We start from the raw sequence: 14913 nt of genomic DNA, 5'->3' as shown, positions 1-14913 counted from the left end.
GAGGGTGCGCTCCGACGGGGACGAACGGAAGCGGCACCGCTCCAGTTCGAAGACCCGTCATCGCGGGTGCGCGTCAGAGCTTGGTGACGTCCAGGTCACCGGCGGCGTACCGCTTGCGCAGCACCTTCTTGTCGAACTTGCCGACGCTCGTCTTCGGGACGGACTCGATGATCGTCCAGCGTTCCGGGAGCTGCCACTTGGCGATCTTGCAGATGTCGGAGGCGAGGAAGGCGCGCAGGGACTCGAAGTCGGCGGTGGAGCCCTCCTTCAACACGACTGTGGCGAGCGGGCGTTCGCCCCACTTCTCGTCCGGTACGGCGACCACGGCGGCCTCGGTGACGTCCGGGTGGGACATCAGGGCGTTCTCCAGGTCGACGGAGGAGATCCACTCGCCGCCGGACTTGATGACGTCCTTGGCGCGGTCGGTGAGGGTGAGGAAACCGTCGGGCGAGATCGTGCCTACGTCACCCGTCTTGAGCCAGCCGTCCTCGCTGAACTTGTCGGCGGGGCGCAGGGGTTCGGCGTCCGGGCCGTTGTAGTACGCGCCGGCGATCCACGGGCCGCGTACCTCCAGCTCGCCCGCGGACTCGCCGTCCCAGGGGAGCCGTTCGCCGCCGGGACCGGAGAGGCGGGCCTCGACGCTCGCCGGGAAGCGGCCCTGCGTCAGCCGGTACTCGAACTCCCGGTCCGTACCGACCGCCTCGGCCGGCGGGCGCGAGACCGTGCCGAGCGGGGACGTCTCCGTCATGCCCCAGGCGTGGCAGACCCGCATGCCCAGCTTGTCGAAGGCCGCCATGAGCGCGGGCGGGCAGGCCGAACCGCCGATGGTGACCTGGGTGAGGGACGAGACATCGCGGGGCTTGGCGGTCAGTTCGGCGAGCAGGCCCTGCCAGATGGTGGGGACGGCGGCCGCGTGCGTGGGGCGCTGGCTCTCGATCATCTCGGCGAGCGGGGCGGGCTGCAGGAAGCGGTCCGGCATCAGCATGTTCACGCCGGTCATGAAGGTGGCGTGCGGCAACCCCCATGCGTTGACGTGGAATTGGGGCACGACGACGAGAGAGGTGTCCTGGTCGGTGAGTCCCATCGACTGGGTCATGTTGACCTGCATGGAGTGCAGGTAGATCGAACGGTGGCTGAAGATGACCCCCTTGGGGTCGCCCGTCGTGCCGGAGGTGTAACACATCGCGGCGGCCTCGCGTTCGTCCAGCTCGGGCCAGTCGTACGTGGTCGGCTTGCCGGCGATGAGGTCCTCGTACTCGTGCACGCGCGCGTGGGCGCCGTCGAGGGGCGTGCGGTCGCCGGGGCCGGAGACGACGATGTGCTCGACCGTCGGCAGCTCGGGCAGCAGGGGCGCGAGCAGCGGGATCAGCGAACCGTTGACGATCACCACCCGGTCCGCCGCGTGGTTGACGATCCACTCCAACTGGCCTGGAGGAAGGCGGAGGTTGAGGGTGTGGAGCACCGCGCCCATGGCGGGGATCGCGAAGTAGGCCTCGACGTGTTCGGCGTTGTTCCACATCAGCGTGGCCGTGCGCTCGCCGTCCACCACGCCCAGGTCCTCGCGCAGCGCGTGCGCCAGCTGGGCCGAGCGGGCACCGACCTCCGCGAAGGAACGGCGCTGCGGCTCTCCCTCACCGGTCCAGCTGATCACCTGCGATGTTCCGTGGACCGTCGACCCGTGGGTCAGGATCCTGGAGATCAGCAGCGGTACGTCCTGCATGGTGCTCAGCACGGCGTCCTCCCGGGGCGACATTGCCTACGCGGTAGTAAGGGATGCGCTGATTCTGCTCACATACCGCACGGTATGTCACTAGGGGCGGGTGATCGATCACGTCACCTTGCCACGCGGGCGGTTCCATGGCCGGCCTCTAGCGGGCGAGAACCAGCTCCGGGTCCTCGCGCAGCTTGCCGAGCGCCCGCGACACCGCCGACTTCACCGTGCCCACGGACACCCCGAGCACCTCGGCCGTCTGGACCTCGCTGAGGTCCTCGTAGTACCTGAGGACGACCATCGCCCGCTGCCGCTCCGGCAGCTTCGCGATCGCCCGCCACATCGCGTCGTGCAGCGCCTGCTGCTCGGCCGGGTCCTCCGCGCCGCCGACCGCCTCCGGCTCGGGCAGCTCGTCGCACGCGAACTCGTCGACCTTGCGCTTGCGCCACTGCGAGGTCCGCGTGTTCAGCAGCGCGCGGCGGACATAACCGTCCAGCGCGCGGTGGTCCTCGATCCGCTCCCAGGCGACATACGTCTTGGTCAGCGCGGTCTGCAACAGGTCCTCGGCGTCACATGCGTTCGCGGTCAGCGACCGCGCGGTGCGCAGCAGCACGGGCTGCCTGGCCCTCATGTACGACGAGAACGAGGGGTACGTGAGCGCCTGGGCCCGAGCCGGGGCAGGGTCCTGGGTCTGGGTCCCGGTATGGGACTGAGGTTGGGATGGGGGTTGAGCCTGGGTCTGCGTGGCCCGCGCGGCGGGCCGGGTGACTGTCCGCGCGGCAGGCCGTGCGGCCGGCCTGGGTGCGGGCCGGGTGGCAGGCCTGGTGGCGGCTCCGGCGGCGGCCCGTGCGGCGGCGTTCGACGCGCTGGTGCAGACTGCTGTGGTCATGGCTCCACGCTATGAGTGACCCCCACTCCTGCGGATCGGCCGCAGGTCCCGAAGCGGACTCCGCCTCAGGTTGTAGGGGTGGGGCTGGCTCCACCTCCTGAAGGTGGACGAGCGGCCGACATGTACTGCGGGTTTACCCCTGGGGGCTCACCCGTCCGAAGTACGGGCGGTGGGGGTGGTGGGGGCGGCCCGTTGTGACGGCTGGGGTCGTGACGATGGCCGGGGTTTCCGGAGGCGCGAGGTCGGCAGACGCTGCCGCGAAGGCGGCCTAGGTCGCAGGCTCCGCGAAGCCCGTGAGCACCAGCCCCGATGTCGGCACCCCCGTCCCCGCCGTCACCAGGACCCGCCCGGCACCCGGTATCTGGTTCACGGCAGTGCCCCGCACCTGGCGGACGCCCTCTGCGATCCCGTTCATCCCGTGCAGATACGCCTCCCCCAGCTGTCCCCCATGGGTGTTGATCGGCAGCCGTTCCTCGGCCACGAAGTCCACCGCCTCCCCCTTCCCGCAGAACCCGAACTCCTCCAACTGCATCAGCACGAACGGCGTGAAGTGGTCGTACAAGATCGCCACGTCCAGGTCCTGGGGACCCAGCCCCGCCGTCCGCCACAACTGCCGCGCGACCACACCCATCTCCGGCAGTCCGGTCAGATCGTCGCGGTAGAAACTGGTCATCTGCTCCTGCGCCCGCCCGGCCCCCTGCGCCGCCGCGGCGATGACGGCGGGCGGACGCGGCAGGTCGCGGGCCCGCTCCACCGACGTGACGACGATCGCCTGGGCCCCGTCCGTCTCCTGGCAGCAGTCCAGCAACCGCAGCGGCTCCACGATCCACCGCGACGCCGCGTGCTCGGCGAGCGTGATCGGTCTGCCGTGGAAGTACGCCGCCGGGTTCGTCGCCGCGTACTTGCGGTCCACCACCGCCACCTGCCCGAACACCTCCGGGGTGAGGCCGTACGTGTGCAGATACCGCTGCGCCGCCATCGCCACCCACGACGCCGGCGTGAGCAGCCCGAACGGCAGCGCCCAGCCGAGCGCCGCGCCCTCCGCCGACGGCTCCCGGTGCGTCACCCCCGAGCCGAATCTGCGCCCCGACCTCTCGTTGAAGGCGCGGTAGCAGACCACCACCTCCGCGATCCCCGCCGCCACCGCCAGCGCCGCCTGCTGCACGGTCGCGCAGGCCGCGCCACCGCCGTAGTGGACCCGGGAGAAGAAGGACAGCTCACCGATCCCGCAGGCCTGGGCCACGGTGATCTCCGGGTTGGTGTCCATCGTGAACGTGACCATCCCGTCCACGTCCGCCGGCGTCAGCCCCGCGTCGTCCAACGCGGCCCGCACCGCCTCCACCGCCAGCCGCAGCTCACTGCGCCCCGAGTCCTTGGAGAACTCCGTCGCCCCGATCCCGACGATCGCCGCCTGCCCACCGAGGGTGTCGCGGGTACGGGTGCTCATGTCCCGTCCTCCTTCGACACGGTCGGTACGGTCACCGTCACCGTGCCGGTCACATGCCTGCCTATGCCGTTCGCCCCGAGCACGCGCACGGTCGCGGTGTCGCCGTCCGTCTCCTCTATCCGCCCCGTCAACACCATCGTGTCCCCCGGGTAGTTGGGCGCACCGAGCCGTATGGCCACCTTGCGGAGAACCGCTCCCGGTCCGAAGTGGTCCGTGATGTAGCGGCCGACCAGTCCGTTCGTCGTCAGGATGTTCATGAAGATGTCGGGGGAGCCCTTCTGCCGTGCCGCCTCCGCGTCGTGGTGCACGTCCTGGTAGTCCCGGGAGGCAACGGCACCGGCGACGATCAGGGTCCGGGTGATCTCGATCTCCAGCGGCGGCAACTCCTCACCTGGCCTCATGGCCGCACCTCCTCGCTCACGATCAACTCCCCCAGTTCTTGCAGCACTTCAGCCCCGCCGCCCAGATACGCGTCCAACTGCCGGCCCCAGAGGAAGTGCCGGTGCACCGGATGGTCCAGGTCCGCTCCCGCCCCGCCGTGCAGGTGCTGCCCCGTGTGCACGACACGCTGGCCCGCCTCGGACGCCCACCAGGCGGCGGTCAGCGCGTGCGTGGCGTACGGCAGCCCCGCGTCCCGTCGCCAGGCCGCCTCGTACGCCGTCACGCGTATCGCCTCGATGTCCATGTGCGCGTCCGCCGCCCGGAGTTGAACCCCCTGCCGCGTCGCCAGCGGACGCCCGAACTGCTCCCGGGTGTTCACATGCGACACGGCCCGAGCGAGCGAACCGGCACCCACCCCGGCCTGCAACCCGGCGAAGGCGGTACGGGCGGTGGCCAGGACGTCGGTGTAGGGGGAGGGAGTTGGGGGACGGGACAGGGGCTCCTCGCCCTGGGCGCCGAGGTGAACTCCCGCCGCCCCGAGCCATTCCGCCGATGCCCCGTCCAGCGTCAGTCGCCCCGCCGACCAAGGTGCCGTCAGCTCGACCGCCTCGACGCGCACGGCATCCGTGACCGGGGTCAGCCACAACTCGCGCCGGTCGTCGGCGACCAGAACATGCGTGGCATCACGCAGCCAGGGGACGACAGGAACCACCCCGCTCAACTCGCCCTGCGCGGAGGCCCGTACACCCCCCTGCGCCGGAAACGCCCCGCACACCACCACCGACCCGTCCCCGATCCCCGGCAACAACCGCTCCCGCTGCTCGGGCGAACCGTGGGCCGCCACCGCCAGCAGCCCGTACACGCAGGTCGACGCGAAGGGCACCTGGGCCGTCGTCCGACCCTGTTCCTCCAGGAGCAGTACGAGGCCGAGCAGGCCCAACTCCTCGACGGCGCCGACCAGTCCGGCCGCGCACAGGGCCTTCCACAGCTCGGGATCGCTGTCCGTCCCGGCCGCCGTGAGCCGCTCGGGTGTCGCGAGGTCGCCGAAGATCCGGGCGGCCAGATCACGGGCCGCCGCCTGCTCCTCCGTGGGCGTGAAGTCCATGTCAGCCCACCCCGCCCTCTCGGCCTTCCTGAGCCCGGAAGACGGGGAGCACCAACGGAGCGTCCGCACCGTCGTCGTACCGCCGGAATTCGAGCCGTACCGGCAGCCCGATGCGGACCTTGTCGAACGGCAGCCCCACCACGTTGCTCACGATCCGCACGCCCTCGGCGAGTTCGATCAGTCCGACCGCGTACGGCGGATCGAAGGCGGGGAAGGGCGGGTGGTGCATCACCACGTACGAGTAGACCGTGCCCTCGCCGCTCGCCTCGACCGTGTCCCAGTCCAGGCCTCCACAGGCGTTGCAGCCCGGCAGCCAGGGGTGGCGCAGGGTCCCGCAGCTCGTGCAGCGCTGGATGAGGAGTTGATGGCGCTCCACGCCCTCCCAGAATCCGGCGTTGTCCCGGTTGACGACGGGCCGGGGCCGCCGCGAACGAGCCCCCTTCTCCTCCCGTTTACCCTCCTCCTTCCGGCGGGCGGGGGCGTACTTGAGGATGCGGAAGCGGTGGGTGCCGACGAGGTCCGGTCCCACCCGGACGTCCATGCGTGTCGTGACGAAGTACCCCGTGCCCAGCTTCGTCGTCTTGCGGTCCGACACCGACTCGATCACCGCGTCGAACGTGACCTCGTCGCCCGGCCGCAGGGGCCGTAGATACTCCTGCTCGCAGTCCGTGGCGACCACCGAGGTGCAGCCCGCCGCGTCGAGGAGGTCGAACAGCTCGTCGTAGGCGCCCGCGCGTCCTGTGTGGCCGGAGAGGCCGCCCATCGTCCATGCCTGGAGCATGGTGGGCGGGGCGACCGCGTCCGGGCCCGTGTACGCGGGACTGGTGTCGCCCATCGCCTCGCACCAGTGCCTGATCATCGGCTCGTTGACAGGGTCCTTGCCCCTGCCCGCGACGGCGGCCGGGCGCCCCTCGTACGTCTTGAGCCGCGCCCCCAGCTCGTCGACCACCACTGTGCTCACCTCCGCCCCCTCGTCATCCCGAGCCGCATCGTCGCGACGATCTCCCGCTGCACCTCGCTCACCCCGCCCCCGAACGTGTTGATCTGTGCCGCCCTGTTCAACCGCTCCAGCTCGCCGTCCCCGAACGCGCCCGGCGAGCCCGAACGCACCAGCCCTGCCAGTCCCGCCGGTCCGTCCGCCCCGGCGATGTGCTGACATATTCGGTACACCGCCACCGTCGATTCGGTTCCCACGACTTTCACGCCGCTCGCGTCGCCGGGCGCCAGCCGGCCCGCCCCGACATCGCCCACCAAACGCCAGTTGAGCAGGCGCGTTGCCGCCAGCCGGGCATGTGCCTCGGCCAGCTGGGACCGCACCCACGGCTCGTCAACCCGGCGCCGCCCCGTCACCGGATCGGGCGTGCGGGCGGCGGTGAGCACGGCGGCGTAGAACTCCTCGGCCTGCATTCCGGTCGCGGCGAGGGCGACCCGCTCGTGGTTGAGCTGGTTGGTGATGAGGGACCAGCCCTCGTTCTCCGCGCCGACGAGGTTGCCCGCCGGGACGCGGACCCCGTCGTAGTACGTGGCCGTCGTCCGCTGCCCGCCGACCGTCTCGATCGGGGTCCACGAGAAGCCGGGGGCGTCGGTCGGGACGAGGACGATGGAGATGCCGCGGTGCTTGGGCGCCTCGGGTTCGGTGCGGCAGGCGAGCCAGATCCAGTCGGCGTTGTGGGCGTTGGAGGTGAAGATCTTCTGCCCGTCGATCAGCCAGCCCCGCTCGTCGCGTACCGCGCGCGTGCGCAGGGACGCGAGGTCCGTGCCGGCCGAGGGTTCGCTGTAGCCGATCGCGAAGACGAGTTCCCCGCGCAGGATGCCCGGCAGGAGCGCGGCCTTCTGTTCCTCGCTGCCGTACTTCATGAGGGTCGGTCCGACGGTGTTCAGGGTGACCATCGACACGGGCGCGCCCGCGCGGTAGGCCTCGTCGAAGAACACGAACTGCTCGTCCGCGCCCCGCCCCCGACCGCCGTACTCGACCGGCCAGCCGAGCCCGAGCCAGCCGTCGCCTCCGATGCGGCGCAGGAGAGCCCGCTGCCCCTGGGGGTCGTCCGCGCGGGGTGGTCCGTCCGGCATCAACGCGGCGAAGTACGCACGGAGTTCGGCGCGCAACCGCCGCTGGCGTTCGGTGGGGGCGAGGTGCACGACGGCGGACCTCCGGGGCGTCGTAGTCGTCGTAGTCGTAGCTGTCCTGGTCGTACGGACGAGGGTTTCTGACTGTCCGTCAGATGCCGTGCACTGTCAAGGTCGTTCCCCTACAGGCGCCCCACCAGGGACCCACCGGCGGGCACGCACGCGTGGAGCACGAAAAACGCCTGCGCGGCGGTGCCGAAGCACCACCGCGCAGACGCGTTACGACCCCAGAGAGCACACCTCACACACCCCCGCGCATCCCCACGCGGAAGTGGGGCGCGGCTACCAGAAGTTGGCGAAGTTGACGGCGACGTTCGAGTTTCCCTGGTTGATGGCGGTGAACGCGGATCCGTTGACCTGGGCGGTGTTGCTCTGGTTCGAGGCCCCCGAGCCGACCGCCTGCTGCTGTGTGGTGGACGAGTTGCCCTTGTTGTCGTGCCCGACCCCGCTGCCGCTGACGGTCGCCACACCCGCGTTCGATCCGTTGCCCGCGATGGCGCCGTTGTCCGCCGCCGCGACGCCGGTGAAGAGGGCGGCTGCCAGCGGGAGGGCGGAGACGGCGGCGATGACGCGGGCGGTACGGATGCTTGCCATGTTGTTCCTCCAGAACAGGGTGCGTACCGGCTCCGTAGCCGAACGCACATGAACTACGGCTTCAAGTACTGCTTCCGCCAAGGCAGTTGGCCAACCGCCTCGGTGTTGTGCACGACGTCGCGGAACCAGAGTTGCCCACCGAATCCCCGGCGAACCAGATCGGAAGCGGTTATTCCCCCTGAAGCGTGATGACAAGTCGATAAACCCCTTCACCTACCTTCAAGCCGCAGTTCGGGGCAGTACGGACACTCCACCCCCAGGCGCCCCAAGGGGCGAAGCGTTCCGCCAGATTTCCGGCCAATCCGCCCGGCCCGGCGAGTCGCCGCCTCCCCCTCTTCCCTTTTTCGAACACTCGTACGAACATGGAGGCATGGCCACCACCGACCGGCAGGCCACGACGCTGGCCCTCGCACACGCCCTGTCAGCCGCCGAACGCGGACTGGCCGTGATCCCCCTGTCCCGCACCAAACTCCCGGCCCTGCGCTCACCGCACCGCGACGACCCGCTGCCCCCGGCGGGCGAAGCGGGCACGTCGGACCCCGTGAGCCCGCGCTGCCACGGCGAATGCGGCCGCCTCGGCCACGGGGTGTACGACGCCTCGACCGACCCGGCGCGTATCCGCGAACTGTTCGCCGCCGCGCCCTGGGCCACCGGCTACGGCATCGCGTGCGGACTGCCCCCACACCACCTGATCGGCATCGACCTCGACACCAAGTCCGGCACGGACTCCTCGTCCGCCCTGCGCGAACTGGCCCTCCGCCACCTGTTCACGATCCCCGAGACCGTCGTCGTCCTGACCCCCAGCGGCGGCCGCCACCTCTGGCTCACCGGCCCGCCCGACGTGGTCGTCCCCAACTCCGCGGGCCGGCTCGCCCCCGGCATCGACATCCGCGGCGCCGGCGGCTACCTGGTGGGCCCGGGTTCCCGCACGGACCACGGCCTCTACGGCGCCGCCCCGGCCACCGCCCACCTGGCCCCCGCGCCCTGCCCGCCGTCCCTCCTGCGCCTGCTCCTCCCCCCACCCCGCACGAACCACCCCACCCCCACCTCGACCGGCCAACACGGCCAGGGCCTGGTCCAGTTCGTCCTCGCCGCCCACGAAGGCCAACGCAACACCCGCCTCTTCTGGGCGGCCTGCCGCGCCTACGAGAACGACATCGGGCCCGCGCTGGTCGAACCCCTGGTCGAGGCGGCCCTGGGCACGGGGCTGACGGAACGGGAAGCGCGGGCGACGATCGCGTCGGCGGCTCGGATGACGGGGCATCGGCCTTGAGGGCGGGGGTGTTTCCGTGCCGGCCGGCGTCGACCTGGGTGGAGCCGAGCAGGCGCGGCCCACAGGGCGTCAAGGTCGTTCGTACAGTGGCGGGTTGAGGTGGGAGTTCGAGGCCCTCTGTAGCGTGACGGCATGGATGAACCTCGGATCAGGGTGTACGGCTCAGCCACCGAAATCACCGTTGCGGGCAACGCCGCTGGGCTGCTGGACCTGGCCGAGCGGCTCGTGGGTCTCGCCGATCCAGAGCTCCGGAACGGCTACCACGAGCACCTGGAGGGCGGCATCAACCTCGAAGAGGGCTCGATCAGCCTGATCCTGGCGCGCGACGAGGACCTGTAGGACCGACCACGAGCGGCCCCCGACCGATGTACCCGGTCGGGGGCCGCTCGTCCGTCTGCGGTGGGTGTGGGATTTGAACCCACGGTGACATCGCTGCCACGACGGTTTTCAAGACCTTTTGGCGATCAAGGGCGCCAGGGCCTCCCATGCAGGTCAGACGGGTATTAGCACGCCTGCTGAGCCGTCGTCATCGTCTTCGTGCCCGCTACGTGCCCCTTGGTCGTCGTCATGCCCGTCGAGCCAGGAGTCAGCCGCTTCCGCGACCTGATCGTCGCGACCGGCGACCGGCCGGGCGTAGTGCCTCGTGGTGACGCTCGCGTTCGAGTGGCCGAGCCGGTGAGCGGCGGTCATCACACCGTACTGGTCGGCGACCCATGTTCCGTGTGAGGCCCGGAGATCGTGCGGGGTCACGTCGGTCAGTCCGGCCGCCGCAACCGCAGGGTCGAAGTACGCCTTGCGCCACTGGTTGTAGCGCAGAGGCTTACCGCCTGGCGTCACGAAGAGAAGCGCGTCTTCCCCGCCGGGCAGTGTCTCCAGGTGCCGGCCGAGTCGCTTCGCCAGCGAGGAACCGATCCTCAGGACCCGCTTCTGATGGGACTTGGGGGTGTCGAAGACCAAGGCGCCGTTGGCCTCCGCCAGGTTCTCGTCAACCATCACCAGGCCGCCGGAGACGTCGATGTCCCCCCGCCTCAGGGCGAACGCTTCACCGACCCGCAGGCCTGCGTATGCGAGGAGGGCGATCAGCAGGTCATGCGGCTTGGCCGCGCTCCGGACCATCCGCGAGGCTTCGAGCGGAGTCAGGATGTGCGGTTCGGTCTGTGGCATCCTCGGCAACTTCACGCCCCGGCACGGTGTCTGGGGGATCATGTCGTTGTCGACGGCCGACCGCATGATCTGCGACAGGACCCGGTATGCCTGCCTGATCCGGGACGCGCTGAGCCCTTTGGTCCTCATGCCACCGACCCACTCGGCAACCGTGATCGGCCGGAGGTTGGACAGCTCCTGATCACCGAGTGCCGGAACAATCAGCGAGTTGATCAGGGACCGGTACGTCGCCTGCGTCTTGTGCTTCAGCTGGGGAGAGACGGCGGCGAGCCAACGAGCCGACCAGTCGCGTACGGTCGTCTGCCCCTCGGCCGGATCGAGCCAGCGCCCCTCTTCGATCTCGATGCGCTTCCGCATGAGCCAGCGGTCAGCGTCGGTCGCGGTCGCGAAGGTCCGGTCCGCCGGACGCAGCAGACCGTCAGGACCCGGGTAGCGAGCTTGGAACCGGCCGGACGGCAGCTTGCGGACGCGGCCGAAGTTCCGACGGGACTTGCGCTTGCCCGCCATCAGGCAGCCCTCCTGAAACCGGTGGGCCGCAGGACGATCGGCTCCACGGTGTTCGCGCTCACGAAGTCCTCCACAGCGCTCTCAGGGATGCGGACGTGTCGACCGACCTTGACGAAGGTGATGCGGCGCTCCTCGATGAGACGGCGAGGAAAGCGGACACCGGTGCCGAGTTGCTCGGCGACCTGGTCGACGGTGAGGAGTCGTTCCATCGTCACCACTCCCCCTCGTCAGCCAGCGCTGCGAGTGCCTCGCGGGCGGTTTCGCGGTTGTGCTGGAGGTCACGGGCGATGGTGGCGGCGAGAGCGGATTCGCCCGGGGTGTGGCCGTGGCCGCCGTACTGCCAGTCGGCGAGGACGAGGACAGTGTCCGGCTCGCGGTCGTCGAGGCCGAGGGCTGCGTGTTCCTGGGCTGCACGGAAGTCTGCGCGTACCTGGCGGAGTTCACCGAGGGTGGTGGAGTAGCGGCGGGACTTGGAGGAGAAGTGGCCGCGGAAGCCGAGCATGTGCGCCCAGGCCCAGAGGCGGCGGTCGGGGTAGAGCGGATCGAGCCGCTTGCAGGCCTCGATGAGACGGCGGGTGTGCTCGGGGAGGTCGTGGCGGTCGAGTTCGGAGAGTTCGCCGATACGGCGATCGAGGGTGCCGGTGTTCTCAGCGGCTTTGGTGGCGTACTTGGCGACGTAGGAGGCAACCGCCTGCTCGGTGATGTCGGAGCCGTCGCCGAACGCCTTCACGGGGCGGATGTCGAGCTGGGTGCCCCAGCGGAAGGTACGGGCGGGCTCATCCTCGGCGGCCGGGACGGAGACCGATGTGTAGGAGTGCGAGGTGGCAGCCCGGATCGCGTCGTCGAGCAACTGCACGGTGGCCCAGGCCGGGGGTGGGGTGTCCGGTCCTTCCGGTCCGTCGACACGGATGACGGCGTGGAAGTGCAGGGCGCCGCGCTTCTGGAACTCGGCCACCTTGCCGTAGGAGACGCGGGCGGCTTCCTTCAGTTCGCGCTGCGACATGCCGGCGCGGGCGGCGATCTCTCGGCGCAGGCGGTTGGTAAAGCGCTGCCAGAGCTGTCCGGCGTGATTGTTGAAGAGGACGGCGCTCTCGTAGTCGTAGGTGGCCGGGTCGAGGGCGTTGCCGAGTGCAGGGTCGTTGGCCAGGTGGAGGGTGCCGCAGCGGCAGCGCCCGGTGTCGGGACGGTTGTGGACGGCGCCGAAGGAAGGGGCGGTGAGGGTGGCGAAGACGCGGGGGTGATCGCGGACGGTGGCGGGGATGTCGCGGCGGTCGTCTCCTGCGAGTCCGGCGCGGATGAGGTGGTAGGTGTCACCCGCATAGGTCCAGGCGCAGGAGGGGCAGCGGGAGGCGCGGCGGTTGCCGCATGCGAGGCGGAGCCGTCGGCCGGGCTCGGTATCGGTGGAGTAGTGGTGCAGGGTTTCACCGGTCGTCCTGTCCTTGGTGATCGTCCAGCCGGTGAGGTGGATGGGGTCGGCGCAGCCGCCGGTGCGGCGGATCTGTTCGTGCCAGCGGTCGTAGTCGTCGGCCGAAGCCACCCTCAGCAGGTCGCCGAGGGTGACCGGGTCGCGCAGCAGGTCAGGCACGGGCGCCCTCCCGGTTGCTGCGGGTGCGACGAGTGCTGTGGTAGGTGGTGCCAGTGCCCTGGCAGGCCGGGCAGTGCGCGGTGATCGTGCGCAGGTGACCGCGGGCGTTGCGGCCCCCGAGGGTGATGGCGGTGGATGCGAAGCCGTCGCAATTGGGGCATATCCGGGGCGACGGAGTGTGGTCGTGCGTCATGCTGGTGGTTCCTCCGGGTCTTCGGGTTCGGCAGGGGCAGGGCTCCCGGGCGGCGGATGCTTGGCGGTTGAGGCCGCCCGGGAGCCGGTCAGTGCCGCTTGGCTTCGCTGGTGATGAGCGAGCGGACGACCAGGGCGCAGATGGCGACCGAGGCGCCGGTGACGGCGACCGCGAGGAGCATCGAGACCAGAACCGCGCCAACGACCAGGACCACGGCCGCGCCACCGCCGACCAGGGCGACGACGGCGCCGGGGGTGAGCTGGACGGTCGGCCGGGCGGACACCACAGCCGGGACCGGGGCGAACGGCGCGGGGGTAATGACCTGCTGAGGAATGACGGCGCTCGGCTCGACGACGGCGAGCGGGGTGACGAGCCCGGTCGGCTGAGGCATGGTCGGGATCTTCGGGTGGAACATCGGCGGAACTCCCTTCTAGGGCGGGTTACTTGACGACGATGGCGATGACCGGGGCGAGGATGCTGTCTGCGATGAGGTAGCCGCCCAGGAGCAGCACCAGGACCAGCCAGAGCGGCGGGCGGAAGAGCTTGCAGCCGAGATAGCCGACGACGGCGAGGGCGAACCAGAGGGGGACGTCCATGGGTGGTGGCCTCCTAGCCGATGCGGCAGCGGTGGGTGCGGGCGGCGAGCTGAGCGGCACTCTGGCTCGTGTAGTCGGAGGACCAGCCGCAGCTGTCGTTGGTGCACACCGCGGCATGCTTGGTGTGGCCGTTACGGTCGCGGTGGGTGCCGATCTGCACGGGTCCGATGCGCATAACGGAGTGGAAGTGGTCGCGGGCAGGCATGTCAGTCGCTCTCCGTTCGGGTGGTCACCGGGTCGGGGAAGCTGGCGCGGATACCAGCGGCAGTGGCCGGGTCGGCGGTGCGCCGGGCGGCTTCCTCGGCGAGCAGGTGGGCCAGGTAGGGCCGATCGGCGGCAGTCATCTCGCGGGCACCGCCGAGGTAGTCGGCCACTGTCAGATCAGCGGGGTCACGAGTCATCGGTTGTGCTTCCTTCCGGGTTCAGGCGAGCTGGGCGGCGATGGCGTGCGCGAGTTGGGGCGGGACGCCGAGTCGGGCGCGCAGGGTGTCGGTGTCGATCGGCGATCCGGTCCGGGCACGGTGGTCGGCGGCGACCTTGCGGGCGTGGTCGACCAGCGCGGCCGGGACTGGCACAGCTAGGGCAGCAGGCGCAGCCGTGGCCGGTTTCGCCGCTGGGACGGGTTCGGCAGGCGGGGGTGCGGGGGTGTCCTTGGTCTCGTCCAGCGCGGCCGGGATGGATTCCGGCTCGGGCGAGGCGACCGGCTCGGGTTCAACTGGGGTGGCCGGCACTTCGGGCGCCGGGTGGTCGCCAGTGGAATGGGCGAGGAGCGTGCCGCCCATGAAGGCCAGGGCAGGCCAGGCGGCGACGAGGATGCTCAGCCAGGCCGGTACGTGGTGGAGGTCGAGGAGTCCGGCGGTGGAGACGTTGGCCCCGAGGGAAGCCACCAGCGCAATCAGGAACCAGCACCAGGCCAGCCGGGACGGGCCGTTCGAGCGCAGCCGCCGCCAAGAGGCGACGAGGAGCAGATCAACGCTGATCGGGTAGGCCCACGCTTTCCAGCCGTCTTGCCCGGCAGCGGCGGCGAGGTCGTGCAGGTGGGCGAAGGACAGGGCCCCGGCGATGACGGCTTGGACGAGGACGGCGTCCACGCGGAACGCGGGGCGGGCCATCACCAGCCGCCGGGGTGGTCGGTGCCGTCGGTGGGGTCGTAGTCGGGCGGGAAAGTACCGAGCAGCGGCTCAGGCAATGACGCGGCGAGGGACGGGGCCACCGATTCGACGAAGTCATGGTCAGCGCCGAACTCGTCGGCGTAGAGGGCGAGTTGACCCAGCAGGAGCACGGTGCGGGCGAAGTCCTCGCAGTCGGGGCACATGACGTGCTCTCCCTTCAGCAGGCATG

At 70.5% G+C, this 14913-nt stretch carries 20 protein-coding genes; 2 read left to right on the top strand and 18 right to left on the bottom strand.

Going from position 1 to position 14913, the window contains the following annotated elements; all coding sequences use genetic code 11:
- Positions 1-73 precede the first annotated feature (73 nt).
- From OO69_RS38265 to OO69_RS38230, 8 genes are all read right to left on the bottom strand, one after another.
- Entirely contained in the window at positions 74-1753 is a 1680-nt protein-coding gene (locus tag OO69_RS38265) for a long-chain fatty acid--CoA ligase (RefSeq protein ID WP_199811108.1), read from the bottom strand.
- A 115-nt stretch (positions 1754-1868) separates the two neighbouring features.
- Positions 1869-2600: a SigE family RNA polymerase sigma factor gene (locus OO69_RS53635; protein ID WP_078652757.1), complete on the bottom strand. Its 732-nt coding sequence runs from the start codon at positions 2598-2600 to the stop codon at positions 1869-1871.
- Positions 2601-2868: 268 nt separating this feature from the next.
- Positions 2869-4047 carry a lipid-transfer protein gene (locus OO69_RS38255; RefSeq protein ID WP_033285533.1) on the bottom strand — a complete coding sequence of 393 codons (1179 nt, stop codon included), beginning with the start codon at positions 4045-4047 and terminating at the stop codon, positions 2869-2871.
- The gene (locus OO69_RS38250; protein WP_033285532.1) at positions 4044-4448 is read right to left on the bottom strand and encodes a MaoC family dehydratase; all 405 of its coding nucleotides are present in this window, start codon (positions 4446-4448) and stop codon (positions 4044-4046) included. Before OO69_RS38250 ends, OO69_RS38255 begins: the two co-directional genes overlap by 4 nt.
- Positions 4445-5533, bottom strand: coding sequence for an acyl-CoA dehydrogenase family protein (locus OO69_RS38245; protein WP_033285531.1), 1089 nt, complete (start codon positions 5531-5533; stop codon positions 4445-4447). The genes OO69_RS38250 and OO69_RS38245 overlap by 4 nt, the downstream gene beginning before the upstream one ends.
- A 1-nt stretch (position 5534) precedes the next feature.
- The gene (locus OO69_RS38240; protein ID WP_078652756.1) at positions 5535-6494 is read right to left on the bottom strand and encodes a bifunctional MaoC family dehydratase N-terminal/OB-fold nucleic acid binding domain-containing protein; all 960 of its coding nucleotides are present in this window, start codon (positions 6492-6494) and stop codon (positions 5535-5537) included.
- Entirely contained in the window at positions 6491-7672 is a 1182-nt protein-coding gene (locus tag OO69_RS38235; protein WP_033285530.1) for an acyl-CoA dehydrogenase family protein, read from the bottom strand. Before OO69_RS38235 ends, OO69_RS38240 begins: the two co-directional genes overlap by 4 nt.
- 270 nt (positions 7673-7942) lie before the next feature.
- Entirely contained in the window at positions 7943-8254 is a 312-nt protein-coding gene (locus OO69_RS38230; protein WP_033285529.1) for a hypothetical protein, read from the bottom strand.
- A 370-nt stretch (positions 8255-8624) separates the two neighbouring features.
- Between OO69_RS38230 and OO69_RS38225 the strand changes: the two genes are divergently transcribed.
- Both OO69_RS38225 and OO69_RS38220 read left to right on the top strand, forming a co-directional pair.
- Entirely contained in the window at positions 8625-9527 is a 903-nt protein-coding gene (locus OO69_RS38225; protein WP_033285528.1) for a bifunctional DNA primase/polymerase, read from the top strand.
- Positions 9528-9659: 132 nt separating this feature from the next.
- Positions 9660-9866 (top strand): Imm32 family immunity protein, encoded by a 207-nt coding sequence (locus OO69_RS38220; RefSeq protein ID WP_158713473.1) that lies wholly within the window; start codon positions 9660-9662, stop codon positions 9864-9866.
- A gap of 153 nt (positions 9867-10019) precedes the next feature.
- Here OO69_RS38220 and OO69_RS38215 read toward each other — a convergent pair whose 3' ends face one another.
- The 10 genes from OO69_RS38215 to OO69_RS38180 all read right to left on the bottom strand — a co-directional run bounded on the left by OO69_RS38215 (position 10020) and on the right by OO69_RS38180 (position 14887).
- Entirely contained in the window at positions 10020-11198 is a 1179-nt protein-coding gene (locus OO69_RS38215) for a tyrosine-type recombinase/integrase (RefSeq protein WP_033285526.1), read from the bottom strand.
- Positions 11198-11407 (bottom strand): helix-turn-helix domain-containing protein, encoded by a 210-nt coding sequence (locus tag OO69_RS38210; RefSeq protein ID WP_033285525.1) that lies wholly within the window; start codon positions 11405-11407, stop codon positions 11198-11200. The genes OO69_RS38215 and OO69_RS38210 overlap by 1 nt, the downstream gene beginning before the upstream one ends.
- Before the next feature lie 2 nt (positions 11408-11409).
- Positions 11410-12783, bottom strand: a complete 1374-nt coding sequence (gene repSA, locus OO69_RS38205) for a replication initiator protein RepSA (RefSeq protein WP_033285524.1) — start codon at positions 12781-12783, stop codon at positions 11410-11412.
- The gene (locus tag OO69_RS50795; RefSeq protein WP_078652755.1) at positions 12776-12976 is read right to left on the bottom strand and encodes a hypothetical protein; all 201 of its coding nucleotides are present in this window, start codon (positions 12974-12976) and stop codon (positions 12776-12778) included. The genes repSA and OO69_RS50795 overlap by 8 nt, the downstream gene beginning before the upstream one ends.
- Before the next feature lie 88 nt (positions 12977-13064).
- Complete coding sequence (locus OO69_RS38200; protein ID WP_033285523.1) at positions 13065-13391, bottom strand: hypothetical protein; 327 nt, start codon at positions 13389-13391, stop codon at positions 13065-13067.
- Between the two features lie 25 nt (positions 13392-13416).
- Positions 13417-13572, bottom strand: coding sequence for a hypothetical protein (locus OO69_RS52645; protein WP_199811107.1), 156 nt, complete (start codon positions 13570-13572; stop codon positions 13417-13419).
- 13 nt (positions 13573-13585) lie between these two features.
- On the bottom strand, positions 13586-13777 hold the full coding sequence (locus OO69_RS38195) for a mobile element transfer protein (protein WP_033285522.1): 192 nt from the start codon (positions 13775-13777) through the stop codon (positions 13586-13588).
- Position 13778: 1 nt separating this feature from the next.
- Positions 13779-13973, bottom strand: coding sequence for a hypothetical protein (locus OO69_RS38190; protein ID WP_033285521.1), 195 nt, complete (start codon positions 13971-13973; stop codon positions 13779-13781).
- Between the two features lie 21 nt (positions 13974-13994).
- A complete protein-coding gene (locus OO69_RS38185) occupies positions 13995-14684 on the bottom strand; it encodes a DUF2637 domain-containing protein (protein WP_033285520.1) in 690 nt (229 codons plus the stop codon).
- The gene (locus tag OO69_RS38180) at positions 14684-14887 is read right to left on the bottom strand and encodes a hypothetical protein (protein ID WP_033285519.1); all 204 of its coding nucleotides are present in this window, start codon (positions 14885-14887) and stop codon (positions 14684-14686) included. Before OO69_RS38180 ends, OO69_RS38185 begins: the two co-directional genes overlap by 1 nt.
- Between the last annotated feature and the right edge of the window lie 26 nt (positions 14888-14913).

The sequence above is a fragment of the Streptomyces sp. NRRL F-525 genome, assembly GCF_000716605.1.
Taxonomy (GTDB): Bacteria; Actinomycetota; Actinomycetes; order Streptomycetales; family Streptomycetaceae; genus Streptomyces.
This window is presented reverse-complemented; position numbering and strand designations above follow the sequence as displayed.

Excerpts from the sequence above, each read along its gene's own strand:
- OO69_RS38220 (WP_158713473.1), top strand. The coding sequence starts at position 9,660 with ATGGATGAACCTCGGATCAGGGTGTACGGCTCAGCCACCGAAATCACC.
- OO69_RS38245 (WP_033285531.1), bottom strand. The coding sequence starts at position 5,533 with ATGGACTTCACGCCCACGGAGGAGCAGGCGGCGGCCCGTGATCTGGCC.
- OO69_RS50795 (WP_078652755.1), bottom strand. The coding sequence starts at position 12,976 with ATGACGCACGACCACACTCCGTCGCCCCGGATATGCCCCAATTGCGAC.
- OO69_RS52645 (WP_199811107.1), bottom strand. The coding sequence starts at position 13,572 with ATGGACGTCCCCCTCTGGTTCGCCCTCGCCGTCGTCGGCTATCTCGGC.
- OO69_RS38255 (WP_033285533.1), bottom strand. The coding sequence starts at position 4,047 with ATGAGCACCCGTACCCGCGACACCCTCGGTGGGCAGGCGGCGATCGTC.
- OO69_RS38265 (WP_199811108.1), bottom strand. The coding sequence starts at position 1,753 with ATGTCGCCCCGGGAGGACGCCGTGCTGAGCACCATGCAGGACGTACCG.
- OO69_RS38215 (WP_033285526.1), bottom strand. The coding sequence starts at position 11,198 with ATGGCGGGCAAGCGCAAGTCCCGTCGGAACTTCGGCCGCGTCCGCAAG.
- OO69_RS38180 (WP_033285519.1), bottom strand. The coding sequence starts at position 14,887 with ATGTGCCCCGACTGCGAGGACTTCGCCCGCACCGTGCTCCTGCTGGGT.
- OO69_RS38250 (WP_033285532.1), bottom strand. The coding sequence starts at position 4,448 with ATGAGGCCAGGTGAGGAGTTGCCGCCGCTGGAGATCGAGATCACCCGG.
- OO69_RS38185 (WP_033285520.1), bottom strand. The coding sequence starts at position 14,684 with ATGGCCCGCCCCGCGTTCCGCGTGGACGCCGTCCTCGTCCAAGCCGTC.
- OO69_RS38200 (WP_033285523.1), bottom strand. The coding sequence starts at position 13,391 with ATGTTCCACCCGAAGATCCCGACCATGCCTCAGCCGACCGGGCTCGTC.
- OO69_RS38210 (WP_033285525.1), bottom strand. The coding sequence starts at position 11,407 with ATGGAACGACTCCTCACCGTCGACCAGGTCGCCGAGCAACTCGGCACC.
- OO69_RS38190 (WP_033285521.1), bottom strand. The coding sequence starts at position 13,973 with ATGACTCGTGACCCCGCTGATCTGACAGTGGCCGACTACCTCGGCGGT.
- OO69_RS38225 (WP_033285528.1), top strand. The coding sequence starts at position 8,625 with ATGGCCACCACCGACCGGCAGGCCACGACGCTGGCCCTCGCACACGCC.
- OO69_RS38230 (WP_033285529.1), bottom strand. The coding sequence starts at position 8,254 with ATGGCAAGCATCCGTACCGCCCGCGTCATCGCCGCCGTCTCCGCCCTC.
- OO69_RS53635 (WP_078652757.1), bottom strand. The coding sequence starts at position 2,600 with ATGACCACAGCAGTCTGCACCAGCGCGTCGAACGCCGCCGCACGGGCC.
- OO69_RS38195 (WP_033285522.1), bottom strand. The coding sequence starts at position 13,777 with ATGCCTGCCCGCGACCACTTCCACTCCGTTATGCGCATCGGACCCGTG.